The organism is Pseudoflavonifractor sp. MCC625 (assembly GCF_018784545.1).
In the GTDB taxonomy this organism is placed as follows: domain Bacteria; phylum Bacillota; class Clostridia; order Oscillospirales; family Oscillospiraceae; genus Pseudoflavonifractor_A; species Pseudoflavonifractor_A gallinarum.
Map to the genome: position 1 here is coordinate 1 of NZ_WQOJ01000043.1, position 18,221 is coordinate 18,221.

An 18,221-nucleotide genomic window follows, 5' to 3' on the forward strand; every position below is an offset into this window, starting at 1 on the left:
GCTTACACAAAATTTTACGCCCGGCCTAAACCCGGGCCCGCCGTTGTTTTAGGGACGGGTGATTATTAAGCACTTACTTTATTTTTTTCTATATTTTGAAATGTTTGAGAAGGAATTCTATAAACGCGTCTATTTTGCATATCAAATATAAATGGATAATTTTCTTCAGGATTTATTTGTATATTTTGGGTTTCTTGATTAGTATTATCATACCGATAAACCCAACAATTCCATTTTTTATCGCTACTTACAAAGTACGCCTCATAATCATCCCAGTCTAAATAATCTGTTACAACAAATTGCTCATGTCCAACCACTCCACCATATACTTCATCACCATTGCTATTTTCTAAGAAAATATTAATTTTAGCAGTTAACATAGAGGTAATGCTGGTTTCTGCAAATAGATGCAAAAAGTTGTAATCTTCATCAACGTTAATTTCACGCCTCACACGTCTAGCTTCGTCCTCTTTATTCCCAAATTTTATTGTACCAGAACTACTTGCACACCATGTGCTTCCTTCCTGGGTTTCCGGATCACATTCATACAATGTGTCTCCTGCAGTATAAATAAGCCATTTTGCTATTAAGAATGCATTCTTCCAGTCAAACTTAATTGCCGTTGCAGAAGTAATCAGTAATGATATAACTAGTATAAAAGAAATTGGAACCGCAATTTTCTTTTTCATTATATTCCTCCTGCACAAAATATTTTAAAGATTCACTTCCTTCTCCCCTTCAATCACGTCGCTCCCCTTGGAACTGGTGACGGTGACGGTGTAGCTCAGCCGGTAGGTGCCGCTGGTCACTTCGGAGCTTGTATAGGTCTCCCGGAAGTTCAGCGCTCCGGTGCCCTCTTCTCCGGTCCAGTAGTCCAATACCTCCCAGCTGCCGTTGGGACGCTGCTTGGCCAAAGAAATATTGGCGGAAATTTTATCCGATGTGTCCATAGCATTGACATCAAGCTCGCAGGTCAGTGTACTCCCGCTACGGAACAAATCAGGATATACCTTTGCCCGGCTGTCCCACCGTTCTTCCGCCGCCAGCGCCCCCGCTGAACACAACATCATCAGCGCCAGGGCCAGAGAGCACACGCGTTTTATCATCTTCATTGGAATCGCCTTTTTCTTGAAAATTTAGGATATTCTTCCTATCATTCATTATAACTTCTTTTTGCTATTTGTCAACTTTTTTCTTTTATTTTATTTAAAATTTTATATTTTTATTAAAAAATACGCACTTTTATAGAGGCATCCATTTCTCATCATGAATACCAGCTTTTGATCTGGCCTCCAGCCCCTTGTACACTTCTCTGCTCTATTAACGTACCAGCCCCATGATTTGAGACACCCTTTTTTCGTTTTTACAAAAAATTTTTAAAAAAGGTTCCGGCCCCCGTATCGGGAGACCGGAACAAAGCTCAGGACGTAGGCGCAATGCTCTCCGCCATATAGAGCAGCTCCTCTTCACTTAAAACCCCTCTGAGGGAAAAAACCATCCCCGCCTCCTCATCGGCCCAAATAACTGTGCTTGGGTCATCTTCTTCAATTCCTGTATATAGATCGGCGGGCAATCCATGAATGGTAACTCGATGGAATACATTGTGTTCATTATCCAACAGGATATTTCCTTCATTAGATAACGGCATATAGGTTAAAGAGAGAAAATAGTCTTTATCATTAACATAATCAATAGAACGCAGAGAACCTGTTTCATCTTTCCCCCATTCCTCATACCCCTCCGGCACATAGGTAGGCCGCCAGACGCCCAGCGGAGCAGGTTCTGTTCCGTCCCCCTGAAATTGATACTCCGTATATTCCGGGCGCCAGGTGCTCCACATCCGCACCACCCAGGCCCGGGCCGCCGGATTCGTGGCCAGGACCAGCGCGGCAGACAGACATAGAGTCACCAGTGCACAGGCCGCATACCACAGCACGGCCTTACGCCGGGACTTGGATCGACGCTTAGCATAGCGGAACGGATCGCGCAGGAGTCGTTCGCGCTCCCGCAGGTAGTCCTGGGAAAAATCCGGCTCCCCAGACAGGGCGGCAAAATCCGCCTCCCCGTCCAGCCGGGCCGCCTCCAGAAGGGCAGCCCGCAGCCGCTCATCCCACTCACTTCCCATGCTCATATCCCTCCCTCCGCAGTACCGCCACCAACCGGGCGCGGGCCCGGTCCACCCGCTTGCGGGCGGTGGTCTCGCTGATGGACAGGCGGCGGGCAATGTCACGGATCTCCCACTCCCGCACGAAGCGCAGCTCCAGCACCTCCCGGTCCCGGTCCGGCATGGAGCGGATGAGCTCCACCAGACGGCGGTAACCGTCCTCGCTCTCCGCGGTCTCGGCGGCCTGGGCCTCCCAGTGTTCCGGCAGGGCAGCAAGCCGTTCCTCCTGCCGCAGCAGATCCAGCGCGGCGTGTTTCACTATGATAACGGCCCAGGGACCGATTTTGAGACAATCTTCCTCAAAAATTTTTTTGAACTGGTCGAAGTGTCCGGCGATATGGACCATAGCCTCCTGCACGGCGTCCTCCGCCCGCCGTGGGTCCCTCAGCAGACCCAGGGCCACGGCGTAAAGTCTGCGCTCATACCGGCCGTGGAACTCCCGGAAAAGCGCCCGGTCCCCGTCGCTCTCCAGCAGCGACAGACAAAGGGACAGCATGTTATCCTCTCCTCACTCCGCGTTTTAAACTTCTCAGTGTAGAACGCAGATATTTTCCCTGCTATTATAACGGATGAGCCTGCCTTTTTGAGACAGCATTTTCTATTTTTTTCATTTTTCCACCCAGGCCCCCCGCTTTGCACCGGGAAAAAACTGTGCTAGAATAGATAAAACGCTTTCATTTCAACGATCAGACGAGGAAACACCATGGAACTGGCTAAGGTAGAACATATCCAGCTCCCGGCGGGGCGCCGGGTACTGGTCATCAGCGATATACACGGCAACCTCACCTTTTTCAAGGCCCTGCTCCGGCAGGTGGGCTTCTGTGCGGACGACATCCTCATCCTCCTGGGGGACGTGCTGGAGAAGGGCGTGGACAGTCTGGCCACCCTGCGCTATGTCATGTCCCTGCGTGAGCACTATGAGGTCCATATGCTCTGCGGCAACTGCGACAATCTGACCTTCCACTTTGTGGACCAGACCCCCGACATCCCGCCGGAGTTTTACAACAGCTATGTCTTTGGCTGGGGAGAGAAGTGTGTCCTCACCCAGATGGCCCGGGAGGTGGGGGTGCCGCTGGAGAGCCCGGCGGACTTTCCCCGCCTGCGCGCCGTCATCCAGGAGCGCTTCGCCCCGGAACTGGCCTTTCTTCGCTCCCTGCCCACCATCCTGCTGAGTGACCGTTTCCTCTTTGTCCACGGCGGGGTGTACCGGGAGGACCGCCTGGAGCAGCTTACCGCCTGGCGGTGCATGAAAAATGACAATTTCCTGAGCCTGGGTCTGTCCTTCCACCGCTGGGTGGTGGTGGGCCACTGGCCGGTCACCCTCTATGACCCCAGTATCCCCTCGGCGGCCCCCATCATCCTGCCGGAGCGGCACATCATCAGCATCGACGGCGGCTGTCAGCTCAAATGGGACGGACAGCTCAACGCCCTCATCATCCCGGATGGGGAGTCGGAGGACTTCTCCTGGCAGAGCTATGACGGTTTTCCCACCGCCGTGGCTCTGGACCGTCAGGAGGCCTCCACCGGCTCCATCAACATCCGCTGGCACGAAAACCCGGTGGAGGTGCTGGAGCGGGGGGAGGAGTTCTCCCGCTGCCGCCATCTGGCCAGCGGCCGGGTACTGGACATCCTCACCGAGTATCTCTATGAAAAGGGGGGCGTGACCCGGTGTGAGGATTCCACCGACTACCACCTCCCGGTGGAACCGGGGGATGTGCTCTCCATCGTGCGCACCACCTCCCGGGGCTATCTAGCCAAGAAAGACGGCGTCACCGGCTGGTATGCCGGCCGCATCCAGTCCTGACACAAAAGACCGTACGGAGCAGCATCTCCGTACGGTCTTTTTTCGTTTAGGCCCGCTCCAGCAGTTCCGCGGCGATGGCGTCCGCCTGGGCGTGGACCCGGTCAAAGTCCACATGGGGGTTATAGAGGGCCTCCAGCGCGTCGTGCATGGCTTTGGCCTGGGCCATGGCCTCCACCGCCTCGTCCACCAGGGCGGCCGACATCTTGCGGGAGAAGCGCAGGCGGCCCTTGTTCCGCCGCAGCTGCTCCTGGTCCGCCATGGCGTCGATGCGCAGGCGGCGGTAGGGCCGCTTGCCCGGGTAGGGCAGGGTGGGGGTGCTGGACACAAACCCCAGCGACAGCGCGGGGATAAGCACATGGCGCAGCCGCTCCGGGTCCATAGGATCGGGGCAGAGGATCACGTCGTACCCCGCTGCCCGGGCTCCCGCCGCCAGGTAGGCCAAAAGGGGATGGGCAAGCCCCCAGCTGTCGCACAGCTCATAGATTCGGCGGCACAGCCCCTCGGCTGTTTCAAAGTTGCACTGCACGCCCTTGCAAGAGATGGCGTCCAGGAAGCGATATTTGGCCTGGCCGGGCTCCTTACCGGTCCGCTTGCACTCCCGGGAGAGGATGCCCCTGGCCCGCTTGACCATCCGGGCCTCTACCGCTGAAGTGAGGAGCAGGGCGCGGCGGTCGGCCTCGATCTGGGCCGCGGCGGCCAGACAGCGGTAGGCCCGGCGGTAGCACTCCGGATAGCCCTCCATGCACCCGGTCAGCTCCTCCCGGATGGCTTTGAGGGCGGGAGTATCATAGCACTCACCCAGGTTCACGTACCGCTCCACCGCGCCGGGACAGGTGGGCTCGATGACATGGGGCGCGGTGGCGTCCACCACCGCGGCGTGGAGTGCCGGGATATGTACGGCGTCCAGAGAATCGGGATCGCCGGAGCACTGGATATACTCCACGCCCAGGCCGTGCTCCTCCATGGCCTTTCCCACCCGCCGCATCAGGGTGGATTTTCCACAGCCCGGCCCGCCCTTGAGGAGAAAATAGTCCTCTACTGGCCCGGGGGCGAGCAGCTGGTCATAGATGGAATAAAACCCCTGTGGGGAATTGGCTCCCAGATAAAATTGGATCCGTGGCGTTGCACCCATAGAAAAGACCCTCCGTTTCGGTAAATTCATTCCAACTCACCATATGCCGGGAGGGAGAGGGCGGTGCGTGAAAAACGCCCGGCCGCCGGGGATTCCGGCGGCCGGGCGCAAGGATTCGGTCAGGGGGCAGGGGACTCGGCAGGGAGAGAGATCTCAGGCATCAGCTCGGAGGAGATAATGCGGAGCATTTCCTCCAGCCGCTTGGCATCCTCGGCGGGGAAGCGGTGCTTGATGCGCTCCATCACCGTGGTCAGATAGCCATAGCTGATGTTGTAGTAGTCGATGTACTTCTGGGTCACGGTGAGGTGATACTCTCGCTTGTCCTCCGGCGACTGCTCCTTGCGGACATACCCCTTCTGAATCAGGCTGTTGACCTTATAGGCCGCATTGGGCGGCGAGATGTTGACAAACCGGGCAAACTCATTGATGGTCGGCCGGCCCAGCGCCATGATGATCTCCATGCAGAAGGTCTCCACTGTGGTGAGACTGGCCTCCCGGTCCTGAAAGCGGGAAAACACCGCCTTATAAAAATGGAGCTTGAATTTGGTATACACGCTGTTGAATGTCTGATCCAGCATAAACCCTTCCTCCGCACTCGTTCCCATAATTGTCTCTATTCTACCAAACTTCCGCCGCGGAGGCAACCGGATGTCACTGGATCACAAAGGTCAGCTCAGCCTGGGCGGCGATCTTTCCGCCCACCCGGGCCACGGCCTTTCCGTAGCCGATGGGGCCCCGCTGCTCCACCAGCTCACAGGAGAGCTCCAGCACATCTCCGGGCGTGACCGGCTTTTTAAAGCGGCAGTTCTTGACCCCGCCGAACACGGCCAGCTTGCCCCGGTTCTCGGGCAGGCTCAGCGCGGCCACCGCGCCGGTCTGGGCCAGGGCCTCCAGGATGAGCACCCCGGGCATGATGGGCTGACCGGGGAAGTGGCCGGGGAAGAAGGGCTCGTTCATGCTCACGCACTTGATGCCCTTGGCCGACTTGCCGGGCTCGCACTCCACGATCCGGTCCACCAGCAGGAAGGGGGGACGGTGGGGCAGAATCTCCATGATCTCCTTGATGTCCAGTTCCATGTCTTACTCCTCCAGACGCTTGAAGATGAGGCTGGCGTTGTGTCCACCGAAGCCAAAGGCGTTGACCATGGCGTGCCGGATGGTGGCGCTGCGGCCCTCATTGGGCACAATGTCCAGATCACAGGCGGGATCGGGGACCTGATAGTGGATGGTGGGGGGCGCAAACTGATCCCGCAGGGCCAGCACCGAGAAGATGGCGGCCACCGCGCCGCTGGCGCCCAGCAGATGGCCGGTCATGGACTTGGTGGAGCTCATCATCAGCTGGTAGGCGTGCTCACCGAAGGCGGACTTGACGGCCTGGGTCTCTCCGGAGTCGTTGAGGGGGGTGGAGGTGCCGTGGGCGTTGATGTAGTCCACTTCCTCCGGGGCGATGCCCGCGTCCTGAAGGGCCAGCTTCATGCAGGCGGCCGCACCCGCGCCATCGGGGCAGGGAGCGGTGATGTGGTGGGCGTCACAGTTGACGCCGTAGCCCACGATCTCGCCCAGGATCTTGGCACCGCGGGCCTTGGCATGCTCGTACTCCTCCAGCACCAGGATGCCGGCGCCCTCGCCCATGACGAAGCCGGAGCGCTCGGCGTCAAAGGGGATGGAGGCACGGGCGGGATCGGACACGGTGGTGACGGCGTGGAGACTGGTAAAGCCGCCCATGCCGATCTCCGCGATGGTGGACTCGGCGCCGCCGCAGACCATGACCTCGGCATAGCCGTCCCGGATATGGCGGAAGGCGTCGCCCACCGCGTTGCTGCCGCCGGCGCAGGCGGCCACAGGGCAGGTGCACATGCCCTGAAGGCCGTACTTGATGGCGATCTGTCCCGCGGCGATGTTGGGGATGATCATAGGGATAAAGAAGGGGGAGACCCGGTCAAAGCCCTTCTCCGCCCCCTTGAGGCACTCGTTCTGGATGGTGGTCATGCCGCCGATACCGCTGGAGACTGCCACGCCGCAGCGGGCGGCGTCCTCCTGCTCCAGGTCAAGGCCGCTCTGCTCCATTGCCTGGGCGGCGGCCACCATGGCAAACTGGGTAAACCGGTCCATACGCCGGGCCTCCCGGCGCTCCAGATAGTCCTCCGCCTGAAAATCCTTGACCTCTCCGGCCACCTTGACCTTCATTTTGGAGGTGTCGTACTGCTGGATGGTATCGATTCCGCACACACCGGCCTTGGCGGCGGTCCAGGACTCCTCGGCTGTCTTGCCGATGGGTGTGATGGCGCCCATGCCGGTGATGACAACGCGTCGTTTTTCCATACTGTTCCTTCCTTTCGGAGAGCTTATACCGCCATGCCGCCGTCTACACAGAGGACCTGGCCGGTGATATATCCCGCCTCCTCGGCGGCAAAGAAAGCCACGGCCCGAGCCACGTCCTCGCACTGTCCCAAGCGGCCCATGGGGATGGATTTCAGGAGAGCCTCCCGCGCGGCCTCGGGCAGCACGGCAGTCATATCAGTGTCGATAAAGCCGGGAGCCACCAGATTTACGGTGACGTTTCGGCTGGCCAGCTCCTTGGCGATGGACTTGCTCATGCCAATGAGTCCGGCCTTGCTGGCGGCATAGTTGGCCTGGCCGGGATTGCCCCGCAGGCCCACCACGCTGGAGAGGTTGATGATGCGCCCGTAGCGCTGCTTCATCATGGGCCGGTAGGCCGCCTTCATGCAGAGGAAGGCGCCCTTCAGGTTGGTGTCTACCACGGCGTCAAACTCCTCCTCCTTCATCTGGAGGGCCAGCTTGTCTTTCGTGATGCCCGCGTTGTTGACCAGGATGTGGAGGGAACCAAAGGTCTCGATGACCTGCTTCACCATGGCGTCCACCGCCGCGGCATCGGCCACGTCGGCCTGGACGGCAAAGGACTCCACCCCCAGCGCGCGGCATGCGGCGGCCACTTCCTCGGCGGCCTGGGCGTTTCCGGCATAGTTGACCGCCACATTGGCCCCCTGACGGGCCAGCTCCAGGCACACGGCCCGGCCGATGCCACGGCTGCCGCCGGTGACCAGGGCGTTCTTTCCGGTGAGATTCATCGTTATGCTCCTTTCAGCGCGGCAAGGACCCCGTTCAGGTCCTCCACGGTGTCAATGGAATAGGTGGTCACATCCTTGACCGTCTTGCGGACAAAGCCCGAGAGAGTCTTGCCCGGACCGATCTCCACGAAGGTGTCCACCCCGTGCTCGGCCATGCGGCGGATGGTGTCCTCCAGGTAAACGCTGCTCTGGACCTGGCGCTCCAGCAGACCCGGGATGGTGTCCCCCTCGCCCAGCACATCTCCCTTGCAGTTGAAGAGGACGGGGAAGGACATGGCGTGGAAGGATACGGTCTGGAATTTCTCCCGCAGGGCATCCCCGGCGGGGGCCATGAGGGAGGTGTGGAAGGGACCGCTCACCTTCAGGGGGACCACCCGGCGGGCGCCCGCCTCCTTGGCCAGCTCCCCGGCTTTCTCCACTGCCGCGGCGTCCCCGGCAATGACCAGCTGCCCGGGGCAGTTGTAGTTGGCAATCTCGGCCACCCCCAGCGCGGAGGCGGCGTCACAGGCGGCCTGGAGCTTTTCCCGCTCCAGATGAAGCACCGCGGCCATGCCGCAGGTGCGGCCGGTGACGGCCTCGGCCATGGCCTTGCCCCGGAAGGCCACCAGCTCAATGGCGGTCTTGGGGTCGAACACGCCGGCGGCAGTGAGGGCAGAGTACTCCCCCAGGCTCAGTCCGGCGGCCATGGCGGGGTGGATGCCCGCCTGGTAGAGCAGCCCTGTCACGCCGGCGGCAAAGGCCACCATGCAGGGCTGGGTGTATCGGGTATCGGAGAGCTGCTCCTCCGGGCCCTCAAAGCAGAGCTTTTTCAGGTCAAAGTCCACGGGTGCGGCGTCAAACACGTCCCGGAACAGGGGGAACTGCTCGTAGAAATCCCGGCCCATGCCTACATGCTGGGCGCCCTGGCCGGCGTATAAAAAGGCGAGTTTCATAGTGCGCTCCTCGTTCATTGATCTGGGACGGATACCGTCCCGGTTATCTGGACTGGTTCAGCGCCCGCAGGCAGGCCTCAGACTGGGCCTGGAGCTCCTCAAAGATGGCGCGCAGGGGACGGATGCTGTGGACCATACCGGCCACCTGTCCGGCCATGAGGCTGCCGGTGCGGGTATCGCCGTCAAAGACGGCCCGTCGCAGGCTTCCCAGGGTAAAGTGCTCCAGCTCCATCTTGTCGGCGCCGGCCTTCTCCCGGGCCAGGTAGTCCTTGGTCATCTGGTTCTTGATGACCCGGACCGGGGCGCCCACCGAGCGGCCGGTGACCACGGTGGAGCGGTCCTTGGCGGCAATGACCGCCTGCTTGTAGTTCTCGTGGATGGGGCACTCCTCGCTCACCAGCAGACAGGTGCCCAGCTGTGCGCCGCAGGCGCCCAGGGCATAGGCGGCCAGCAGCTGACGGCCGTCGGCAATGCCGCCGGCGGCGATCACGGGGATGTCCACCGCATCGCACACCTGGGGGACCAGGGCCATGGTGGTGGTCTCACCCACATGGCCGCCGCTCTCGGTGCCCTCGGCAATGACGCCGTCCACCCCGGCCTTGGCCATCATCTTGGCCAGAGAGACCGCGGAGACCACGGGGAAGACCTTGGCCCCCGACTCCTTCCACATGGAGACATAGGGACCGGGGCTGCCCGCGCCGGTAGTGATGACCGCCACCTTCTCCTCGGCGGCGATCCGGGCCAGTTCGTCGGCCTGGGGATGCATGAGCATGATGTTCACGCCGAAGGGCTTATCGGTCAGGGTGCGGCACAGATGGATGTTCTCCCGGAAGGACTCCGGGCTCATGCCGCCCGCGCCGATGAGGCCCAGGGCGCCCGCGTTGGAAACGGCAGCGGCAAATCCGCCGGTGGCGATGTTGGCCATGCCGCCCTGGATAAAGGGGAACTCGGTCCCCAGGATCTCGTTGAGTTTCATGTAAACCTTCCTTTCGGAGTGGGGGAGACAGCCCTTACCACTCGAACAGGGCGCCGCCCCAGGTGAGGCCCGCGCCAAAGGCCACGGCCAGCACCTTCTGTCCCCGCTTGAGCAGTCCCTGTTCCACCATCTCGTCCAGCGCGATGGGAACGGAGGCGGCGGAGGTATTGCCGTAGCGCTCCATATTCTGATAAAACTTCTCCAGCGGGGCGTGGAGACGCTTGGCCGCCGTCTCAATGATGCGGCGGTTGGCCTGGTGGGGGACAATCCAGTCGATGTCGTCCAGGGTCAGGCCGCTCTTGTCCAGCAGTGTACGGGCACAGGAGGGCAGGGCATCCACCGCGAAGCGGTAGACGCCTGGGCCGTCCATGTGGATATAGGTGGTCTCGGGGCCGGGACCGTTGAGCCAGAGCACCTCGGCGTTGCCCCGGCTGCCCAGGTCGGCATGCCAAAGCCGGTCCTCCAGCGCCAGCACTGCCGCGCCCGCGCCGTCTCCGAAGAGGACGCAGGTGCTCCGGTCGGTCATGTCGATGACCCGGCTGAGCTGGTCACAGCCAATGAGAAGGGCGTACTTTTTCTTCTCCTCCAGGGCCAGCATGCCCCGGACGGTCTCCAGACCGTAGAGGAAGCCGGTACACCCGGCGCTGATGTCATAACAGGGGATGTTCTCGGGCAGTCCCAGCGCGGCCTGCACCAGGCAGGCGTTGGAGGGAGAGGCGTGGTCGGGGGTGCAGGTGGCCACGATGCACCCGGCCAGCTCCTCCGGCGCAATGCCGGCGCGCTCCAGGGCCAGACGGGCCGCTCCGACGCAGAGGTCTACTGCGGTCTCCCCCTCGGAAAAATGCCGCTCGCCAATGCCGGTGCGGGTGCGGATCCACTCGTCGTTGGTATCCACGATGCGGCTGAGATCGTCGTTGGTCACGACCTTCTCCGGCACATACCGGGCGATGGATACAAAACGCAGTCCTCTCATAGGGCCTCCTTTCGGGCGTTGAGGCCCATTTCACGGAATTTCTGATAGCGGTGGGCAGCGGGAGAGCGCAGCTTGAGCAGCTGGACCAGATGGGTGTGGATGGCCCGGTCCACCGCGCGGTAGACGCTCTCCGGCTCCAGATGGGCGCCGCCCAGGGGCTCGGGGATGACCTCGTCGGCCACGCCCAGCCCATGGAGGTCGGCGGCGGTGAGCTTCATGATCCCGGCGGCCTCGCCTGCACGGCTGGAGTCCTTCCAGAGGATGGAGGCAAAGCCCTCAGGGGAGAGCACGGAGTAGACCGCGTTCTCCAGCATGAGCACCCGGTTGGCCACGGCCAGCGCCAGGGCGCCGCCGCTCCCGCCCTCGCCGATGACCACAGTGATCACCGGCACCTCCAGAGCGGACATCAGGGCCAGGCTGGAGGCGATGGCCTCTCCCTGACCGTGGGCCTCGGCTTCCAGTCCGGGGTAGGCGCCGGGGGTGTCCACAAAGGTGATGATGGGACGGCCGAACTTTTCCGCCTGCTTCATGAGCCGCTGGGCCTTGCGGTAGCCCTCCGGGGAGGGCATGCCGAAGTTGCAGGCCATGTTTTCCTCCAGATTTTTTCCCTTCCGGTGGCCCAGGACGGTGACCGGAAGGCCGTGGTAGAGGGCCACGCCGCCCAGAATGCTGGGGTCCTCCCGGCACAGCCGGTCCCCCTTGCACTCAAAAAAGTCGGTAAAGAGGGCCTGGATGAAATCCGCGGTCCCCGGACGCCCGGTGTGGCGGGCCAGGTAGACCCGGTCCTCAGGGGTACAGTCCCGGCAGGCCTGGAGAAGCTCCTCCTTGTCCCGGAGAAGCTGGGAACGGCGGATCTGGGAGGCGGCGTCCGCCGCATCTCCCAGGGCGGCGAGCTCCTGGTCCATGACCGCCATCTTGGCTTCCACTTCTTTAATCACGGAGCTTGCCTCCCTTCTCGTGGAGTGTGAGGAGGAGGGAGATGGTCTCCCGCATCTGGGCCCGGGGGACGATCTGGTCCACAAAGCCGTGCTCCTCCAGATATTCGGCCCGCTGGAAGCCCTCGGGGAGCTTCTGGCCGATGGTCTGCTCAATGACCCGGGGCCCCGCAAAGCCGATGAGGGCCCCCGGCTCGGCCAGGGTATAGTCTCCCAGCGAGGCAAAGGAGGCTGTCACCCCGCCGGTGGTGGGGTGGGTAAAGACCGAGATGTAGAGTCCGCCGGACTGGGAGAACTTCTCCAGCGCAGCGCTGGTCTTGGCCATCTGCATGAGGGAGAGAATGCCCTCCTGCATCCGGGCGCCGCCGCTGGCCGAGAAGATGACCAGCGGAAGGCGCTGCTTCCGGGCCAGTTCCACTGCCCGGGTGATCTTCTCGCCCACGGCCACCCCCATGCTTCCCATGAGGAACTGGCTGTCCAGCACGGCGGCGATGATGGGGCGGCCGTTGACCTTGCCCTTGGCCGTGACCACTCCCTCCGTGAGGCCGGTGGTACGCCGGAGCTGGGCCAGCTTCTCATCATAGCCGGGGAAGTTCAGCACATTGGGCATGGAAAAGCGCTCGTCCAGCTCCTGGAAGGTGTGGGGGTCCAGGAGCATGGACAGGCGCAGATAGGCACCGATTTTGTGGTGATGGCCGCACTGGGGGCACACATACAGGGCCCGGACCAGGTCCCGCTTGGAGATGGCCGCCCCGCAGGCGGGACATTTCTCAAAGACCGCGGCCTCCGGGCGCTTGACTGCGGCCTTTTCCCGCAGTCCCCGCTGCTGCTGGAGCTGCATGAGCCGCTCCCGGCGGGCACGAAAGAGGTGATTCAAGGCTTGCTCGCCTCCTTATACCTTAGTTGGATGCCCCGCCGCAGTCCCACGAGAGGATCTCGTCCATGTGTCCGGCCAGAAATCCCGTGTCGTACTGGCCCCGGACAAAATCGGGGTGGTGGAGCAGCAGGTGGGCAAAGTCGGCGGTGGTGGGATAGCCCTCGATGACCAGCTCGGCCAGCGCCCGGCGCATCCGGCGGATGGCCTCCAGCCGGGTGGGGGCGTGTACAATGAGCTTGGCCACCAGGGAGTCATAGAAGGGACTGACCTCATAGCCGTTATAGAGCAGGGTGTCCACCCGCACGCCGGGGCCTCCGGGCAGATGGAGGAAGCCGGTCCGGCCCGGACAGGGGCGGAAGCCGTGGCGGAAATCCTCGGCGTTGATGCGGCACTCGATGGCGTGGCCCCGGAGGACCACCTCGTCCTGCTCCACCGAGAGGGGGAGCCCCGCGGCAATGCGCAGCTGCTCCTTCACCAGATCCAGGCCGGAGACCAGCTCGGTGACCGGATGCTCCACCTGGATGCGGGTATTCATCTCGATGAAATAGAAGTGTCCCTCCTGATCCAGCACGAACTCGATGGTGCCGGCATTCACATAGCCGGCGGCTTTCGCCGCGGCCACGGCAGCCGCGCCCATGGCCTCCCGGAGCTCCGGGGTCAGGGCCTTGGAGGGAGATTCCTCCACCAGCTTCTGGTTCTTGCGCTGGATGGAGCAGTCCCGCTCCCCCAGGTGGATGACATGGCCCTGGGTATCGGCCAGGATCTGAAATTCAATGTGGCGGGGGTTGAGGATGAGCTTTTCCAGATAGAGCTCTCCGTTGCCAAAGCAGGCCTCGGCCTCACTTTTGGCCTCGTGGAAGAGCCGCTCCAGGTCCTCCGGAGCGTCCACCCGGCGCATTCCCCGGCCGCCGCCGCCGGCGCTGGCCTTGAGGAGGACCGGATAGCCGATGGTCCCAGCCAGGTCCAGGGCAGTCTGGGCATCGGGCACGGGACCGTCCGAGCCGGGCACCACAGGAACCTGGTGGGCCTGCATAAGGGCCCGGGCCGCCGACTTGTTGCCCATCTGCCGGATGATGTCGCCGCTGGGCCCGATGAAGGTCAGGCCGCACTTGGCGCACAGGTCGGCAAACTCAGCGTTCTCCGACAGAAAGCCGTATCCGGGATGCACGGCGTCGCAGCCGCTCTCGGTGGCGGCGGTGAGAAGGGCGGGGAGGTTGAGATAGCTCTCCGCCGCCCGGGCCGGTCCCACGCAGACCGCGCGGGTGGCCAGCTGGACGTGGAGGGAATCGGCGTCGGCGGTGGAGTACACCGCCACGGTCTCCACGCCCAGCTCCTGACAGGCGCGGATGACCCGCACCGCAATCTCGCCACGGTTGGCGATCAAAACGCGCTTGAACATGGTTCTCTCCTTACTTGAGGCGGAAGAGGGGCTGGTCAAAGCCCACCAGCTCTCCGTCCGACACCAGCACCTCGGCGATGATGCCGTCGGCGGGGGCGGGGACCTCGCTCATCATCTTCATGGCCTCCAGGATGCACACGGTCTGCCCCTTCTTGACCGCCGTGCCCACAGGGGCAAAGGGGGCGGCATCGGGGGAGGAGGCGGCGTAGAAGGTACCCACCAGAGGAGCCTTGATAAAGCTCCCCTCGGCTTCCGGGGCCGGGGCGGCCGGGGCAGGAGCAGCGGGGGCCGGAGCGGCCGGAATCACCGCACCCGGCACAGGGGCGGGAATGACCGCGGGCACCGCAGGCAGGGCTTTATCCAGCGCCAGGCGGAAATCCTTCTGCTCCAGCTCGAAATGCTGAATGGAGCTGGCCTCAAAACGCTCCATCAGCGCGCAAATCTCTTTGAAATCCATGGCTTAGGCGTGCTCTTCCAGGTAGCGGACAATGTCGCCCACGGTCTGCACGTCCTTGAGGACCTCGTCGGGCATGGCCACACCCAGCTCCTCCTCCAGAGCGGCGTTCAGATCCACCGCGTCCAGGGAATCCAGCTCCAGGTCCTCGGTCAGGCTGGCCTCCATGGTCACGCTCTCGGGATCACAGCTCAGGTTGGCAACGATGATATCACGCACTTTTTCAAACATAAAGAAACTCCTTCTGCGACAAGGTCGCCTGTTGTCGTTTTTTGCATTTTAGTTAAAAAAATTTAATTAAAATGATTTAAGCGTATTTTAGACAGTGGACGGCCAAATGTCAAGGGAAATTTTTCACTAGAATCCAGGGTATAAAAAATGGAGCGTCCGGGATGGACGCTCCATTTTCGTGCTCTCCGAGCCGGTTCAGGCCAGGATACACTCCATATCATACCATACGGCGCCGCCGTGGACCGACTGGGACACACCGCAGTTGGAAAAGCCGAATCGCTCATAGTAGTGGATCAATTTTTCCTTGCAGGTGAGCACCACACGGCGCTTTCCGGCCTGCCGGGCTTTGGCGAGATAGGCTTTCATCAGTTGGGCGGCCACCCCGTTCCGGCGGTACTCCGGCAGGACGGCCAGGCCCAGAATAGCCAAGCTCTCCCCCTCGCCGTCCGCTCCGCCCGGCTCGTAGATGGCATCGCAGATAAAGCGTTCCCGGGTGGCCGGACCATTGAGCAGTCCCACCACGCGTCCCTGTTCCTCGGCCACCAAAAACCACTCCGGGAAGGCGGCGATCCGGTACTGGAAGGCCGCGCGGGTGGCCGCCTCTGCCGGCGGAAAACCGGCGTTTTCCACCTGACAGACCGCATCCAGGTCGGTACTTTTCACGGTACGGATGACAATTTCCATATAAAATACAACCTTTCTGATCAGACTAAGGGATCAGCGCTTATTTCCGCTGTTGATAGAGAAAAGCTCCATCCGGAGGACGGATGGAGCTTTCAGAGTCTTACTTATTTCCCTTCAGGGCCTTCATACGGTCGGCGTGGCTGAGGATGCGCTTGCGCAGGCGCAGGTTCTCAGGCGTGACCTCCAGCAGCTCGTCGTCGCTGAGGAACTCCAGGCACTGCTCCAGAGACATCTGGCGGGGCGTGGTCAGACGCAGGGCTTCATCCGAGCCGGAGGCGCGCATGTTGGTCAGCTGCTTCTTCTTGCAGATGTTGACCGAGATGTCCTCCTGCTTGGGCGTCTCGCCCACCACCATGCCGGCGTAGACCGGGGTGCCGGGCCCGATGAAGAGGGAGCCGCGCTCCTGGGCGTTGAAGAGGCCGTAGGTCACCGCCTCGCCGGTCTCGAAGGCCACCAGGGAGCCAGTGGCACGGCGGGCGATGTCGCCCTTGTAGGGGGCGTAGCACTCAAAGACCGAGGCCATGATGCCCTCGCCCTTGGTGTCGGTGAGGAACTCGTTGCGGTAGCCAAACAGGCCACGGGCGGGAACCAGGAACTCCAGCTTCATCCGCTCGCCCACCGGGTTCATCTCCAGGATCTCACCCTTACGGGAGCCGATCTTCTCCATAACGGCGCCCACGGAGTCAGCAGGCACATCCACCACCAGGCGCTCAATGGGCTCGCACTTCTTGCCGTCGATCTCCTGGTAGAGCACGCGGGGGGGAGAGACCTGGAACTCATAGCCCTCACGGCGCATGGTCTCGATCAGGATGGACAGAGACATCTCGCCGCGGCCGGCCACGTTGAAGGAGTCGGTGTTCTCGGTCTCGGTGACCCGGAGGGAGACATCCTTCAGGGTCTCCCGGAAGAGGCGCTCCCGCAGCTGGCGGGAGGTGACAAACTTGCCCTCACGGCCGGCGAAGGGGGAGTCGTTGACCGAGAAAGTCATCTCGATGGTGGGGGCGGAGATCTGCACGAACTCCATGGGCTCCACCGCGTCGGGGGCACAGATGGTGTCGCCGATGGTGATGTCGCCGATGCCGCTCATGGCAATGATGTTGCCGGCGGAGGACTCGGTCACCGGCACCTTGCCCAGACCGTCAAACTCGTAGAGGGAAACCGCCTTAGCCTTCTTGGCAGGCTCGTCGGGGGTGTGGAAGTTGCACACCGCGATCTCCTGGTTCTGCTTGATGGTGCCCCGCTCAATGCGGCCGATGGCGATGCGGCCCACGAACTCGTTGTAGTCGATGGAGGAGACCAGCATCTGGAAGGGAGCATCCACATCGGCCTGGGGCGCGGGGATATAGTCCACGATGGTCTCAAAGAGGGGAGTGAGGTCCGTGCCGGGCACATCGGGGGAGTAGGAGGCGGTGCCCTGACGGCCGGAGCAGAACAGGGTGGGGGACTCGAACTGCTCGTCGGTGGCGTTCAGGTCCAGCAGCAGCTCCAGCACCTCGTCCATGACCTCATGGATGCGCTGGTCGGGGCGGTCGATCTTGTTGACCACCACGATGACCTTGTGGCCCAGCTCCAGGGCCTTGGAGAGCACGAAGCGGGTCTGGGGCATGGGACCCTCGGCGGCGTCCACCAGCAGGATGACGCCGTTGACCATCTTCAGGATACGCTCCACCTCGCCGCCGAAGTCGGCATGGCCCGGGGTATCCACGATGTTGATCTTGACATCTTTATAGTGCACGGCGGTGTTCTTGGCCAGGATGGTAATGCCGCGCTCGCGCTCCAGGTCGCCGGAGTCCATGACGCGGTCCACCGTGGCCTGGTTTTCACGGTAAATGCCGCCCTGCTTGAGCATCTCGTCCACCAGGGTGGTCTTGCCATGGTCGACGTGCGCGATAATGGCTACGTTTCTCAGTTTGGTATTCTGCACGGTAAGCACCTCTTAAAACAAGTTGGTTTATGACCTCTCCCTCGAAAAACTAGCGCCGCCCGGTCCGGATCGCCCGCTCCGGCACATGGTCCGGCGTCCCGCAGGGAGGGAGCTCCTGCGGCCGTGCCATGTTCGGCGGCTGCGGCAGCGCCGGATCAACCGCTCACATTTCGGTCTCCTCTGCACTGCCGCCCAATCAGCAGAGAATATTATAGGCTATGCCCGGTGGAAAAGCAACTTTTTTTACGTTTAAAGCCCTCTTTCAGCTATTTTCCCAATGCGTGTGTCAAAACCTGGGGTTCATACGTGCGCTTTTTGTCCTGGAGCAGGATTCCCTCTCAAATCGGCGGGGCGCTTCGCCGTTGACAGGCCCCTACGTTTCGGTTAAAATACAAATCGTGATCGGTAGATCCCGATCGATTCGCCCCTGTACCTCACCAGGATAGAGGGTCCGCCTCCTAAGGTTGTGCTCTACCAGCTGCCTTACGGGGAAAAGTGATCGTTGCCAGTCTCAATTTAATATAAGTCTCTGTAGCTCAGCAGGATAGAGCGTTCGCCTCCTAAGCGAAAGGCCGTGGGTTCGAATCCCGCCAGGGACGCCAGCAAACACGCCGAAAACCTTTGATTTATCAGGGTTTTCGGCTTTT

The 18,221-nt window shown here is 61.6% G+C and carries 20 protein-coding genes and 1 tRNA gene; 2 read left to right on the forward strand and 19 right to left on the reverse strand.

Annotated features, from left to right (window positions below):
* Positions 1-65: 65 nt before the first annotated feature.
* The 4 genes from GPK94_RS13625 to GPK94_RS13640 all read right to left on the reverse strand — a co-directional run bounded on the left by GPK94_RS13625 (position 66) and on the right by GPK94_RS13640 (position 2,660).
* Entirely contained in the window at positions 66-689 is a 624-nt protein-coding gene (locus tag GPK94_RS13625) for a hypothetical protein (protein ID WP_215656082.1), read from the reverse strand.
* A 24-nt stretch (positions 690-713) separates the two neighbouring features.
* Entirely contained in the window at positions 714-1,112 is a 399-nt protein-coding gene (locus GPK94_RS13630) for a hypothetical protein (RefSeq protein WP_215656083.1), read from the reverse strand.
* 308 nt (positions 1,113-1,420) lie between these two features.
* Positions 1,421-2,131 (reverse strand): DUF4367 domain-containing protein, encoded by a 711-nt coding sequence (locus GPK94_RS13635; RefSeq protein ID WP_215656084.1) that lies wholly within the window; start codon positions 2,129-2,131, stop codon positions 1,421-1,423.
* A complete protein-coding gene (locus tag GPK94_RS13640; protein ID WP_193535931.1) occupies positions 2,115-2,660 on the reverse strand; it encodes an RNA polymerase sigma factor in 546 nt (181 codons plus the stop codon). The genes GPK94_RS13635 and GPK94_RS13640 overlap by 17 nt, the downstream gene beginning before the upstream one ends.
* A gap of 207 nt (positions 2,661-2,867) precedes the next feature.
* On the opposite strand from GPK94_RS13640, the gene GPK94_RS13645 reads away from it, so the two are divergent.
* Entirely contained in the window at positions 2,868-3,968 is a 1,101-nt protein-coding gene (locus GPK94_RS13645) for a metallophosphoesterase (RefSeq protein ID WP_215656085.1), read from the forward strand.
* 46 nt (positions 3,969-4,014) lie between these two features.
* On the opposite strand, the gene GPK94_RS13650 is transcribed toward GPK94_RS13645, so the two are convergent.
* The 15 genes from GPK94_RS13650 to typA all read right to left on the reverse strand — a co-directional run bounded on the left by GPK94_RS13650 (position 4,015) and on the right by typA (position 17,574).
* Complete coding sequence (locus tag GPK94_RS13650; RefSeq protein ID WP_252192658.1) at positions 4,015-5,100, reverse strand: hypothetical protein; 1,086 nt, start codon at positions 5,098-5,100, stop codon at positions 4,015-4,017.
* A gap of 119 nt (positions 5,101-5,219) precedes the next feature.
* Positions 5,220-5,678, reverse strand: a complete 459-nt coding sequence (locus GPK94_RS13655) for a MarR family transcriptional regulator (protein WP_186963096.1) — start codon at positions 5,676-5,678, stop codon at positions 5,220-5,222.
* A 73-nt stretch (positions 5,679-5,751) separates the two neighbouring features.
* Positions 5,752-6,177 (reverse strand): 3-hydroxyacyl-ACP dehydratase FabZ, encoded by a 426-nt coding sequence (fabZ, locus tag GPK94_RS13660; RefSeq protein WP_101692308.1) that lies wholly within the window; start codon positions 6,175-6,177, stop codon positions 5,752-5,754.
* Positions 6,178-6,180: 3 nt separating this feature from the next.
* Positions 6,181-7,422, reverse strand: coding sequence for a beta-ketoacyl-ACP synthase II (gene fabF / locus GPK94_RS13665; RefSeq protein WP_215656086.1), 1,242 nt, complete (start codon positions 7,420-7,422; stop codon positions 6,181-6,183).
* Positions 7,423-7,445: 23 nt separating this feature from the next.
* Positions 7,446-8,189: a 3-oxoacyl-[acyl-carrier-protein] reductase gene (gene fabG / locus GPK94_RS13670; RefSeq protein WP_215656087.1), complete on the reverse strand. Its 744-nt coding sequence runs from the start codon at positions 8,187-8,189 to the stop codon at positions 7,446-7,448.
* 2 nt (positions 8,190-8,191) lie between these two features.
* A complete protein-coding gene (gene fabD, locus GPK94_RS13675) occupies positions 8,192-9,121 on the reverse strand; it encodes an ACP S-malonyltransferase (protein WP_215656088.1) in 930 nt (309 codons plus the stop codon).
* Positions 9,122-9,164: 43 nt separating this feature from the next.
* Positions 9,165-10,097 carry a nitronate monooxygenase gene (locus GPK94_RS13680; protein ID WP_101692312.1) on the reverse strand — a complete coding sequence of 311 codons (933 nt, stop codon included), beginning with the start codon at positions 10,095-10,097 and terminating at the stop codon, positions 9,165-9,167.
* Between the two features lie 34 nt (positions 10,098-10,131).
* Positions 10,132-11,070 (reverse strand): beta-ketoacyl-ACP synthase III, encoded by a 939-nt coding sequence (locus GPK94_RS13685; protein ID WP_215656089.1) that lies wholly within the window; start codon positions 11,068-11,070, stop codon positions 10,132-10,134.
* Entirely contained in the window at positions 11,067-12,008 is a 942-nt protein-coding gene (locus tag GPK94_RS13690) for an acetyl-CoA carboxylase carboxyltransferase subunit alpha (RefSeq protein WP_215656090.1), read from the reverse strand. Before GPK94_RS13690 ends, GPK94_RS13685 begins: the two co-directional genes overlap by 4 nt.
* Positions 12,001-12,882, reverse strand: a complete 882-nt coding sequence (gene accD / locus GPK94_RS13695) for an acetyl-CoA carboxylase, carboxyltransferase subunit beta (RefSeq protein ID WP_235964118.1) — start codon at positions 12,880-12,882, stop codon at positions 12,001-12,003. Before accD ends, GPK94_RS13690 begins: the two co-directional genes overlap by 8 nt.
* Positions 12,883-12,904: 22 nt before the next feature.
* Entirely contained in the window at positions 12,905-14,281 is a 1,377-nt protein-coding gene (gene accC / locus GPK94_RS13700) for an acetyl-CoA carboxylase biotin carboxylase subunit (RefSeq protein ID WP_195279507.1), read from the reverse strand.
* 10 nt (positions 14,282-14,291) lie between these two features.
* A complete protein-coding gene (gene accB / locus GPK94_RS13705; RefSeq protein WP_215656091.1) occupies positions 14,292-14,738 on the reverse strand; it encodes an acetyl-CoA carboxylase biotin carboxyl carrier protein in 447 nt (148 codons plus the stop codon).
* Positions 14,739-14,741: 3 nt separating this feature from the next.
* Complete coding sequence (gene acpP / locus GPK94_RS13710) at positions 14,742-14,966, reverse strand: acyl carrier protein (RefSeq protein ID WP_101692317.1); 225 nt, start codon at positions 14,964-14,966, stop codon at positions 14,742-14,744.
* Between the two features lie 195 nt (positions 14,967-15,161).
* Complete coding sequence (locus GPK94_RS13715) at positions 15,162-15,650, reverse strand: GNAT family N-acetyltransferase (protein ID WP_215656092.1); 489 nt, start codon at positions 15,648-15,650, stop codon at positions 15,162-15,164.
* Positions 15,651-15,750: 100 nt separating this feature from the next.
* Positions 15,751-17,574, reverse strand: a complete 1,824-nt coding sequence (typA, locus tag GPK94_RS13720) for a translational GTPase TypA (RefSeq protein WP_101692319.1) — start codon at positions 17,572-17,574, stop codon at positions 15,751-15,753.
* A 525-nt stretch (positions 17,575-18,099) separates the two neighbouring features.
* On the opposite strand from typA, the gene GPK94_RS13725 reads away from it, so the two are divergent.
* A tRNA-Arg gene (locus tag GPK94_RS13725) sits at positions 18,100-18,176 on the forward strand.
* Positions 18,177-18,221: the final 45 nt, after the last annotated feature.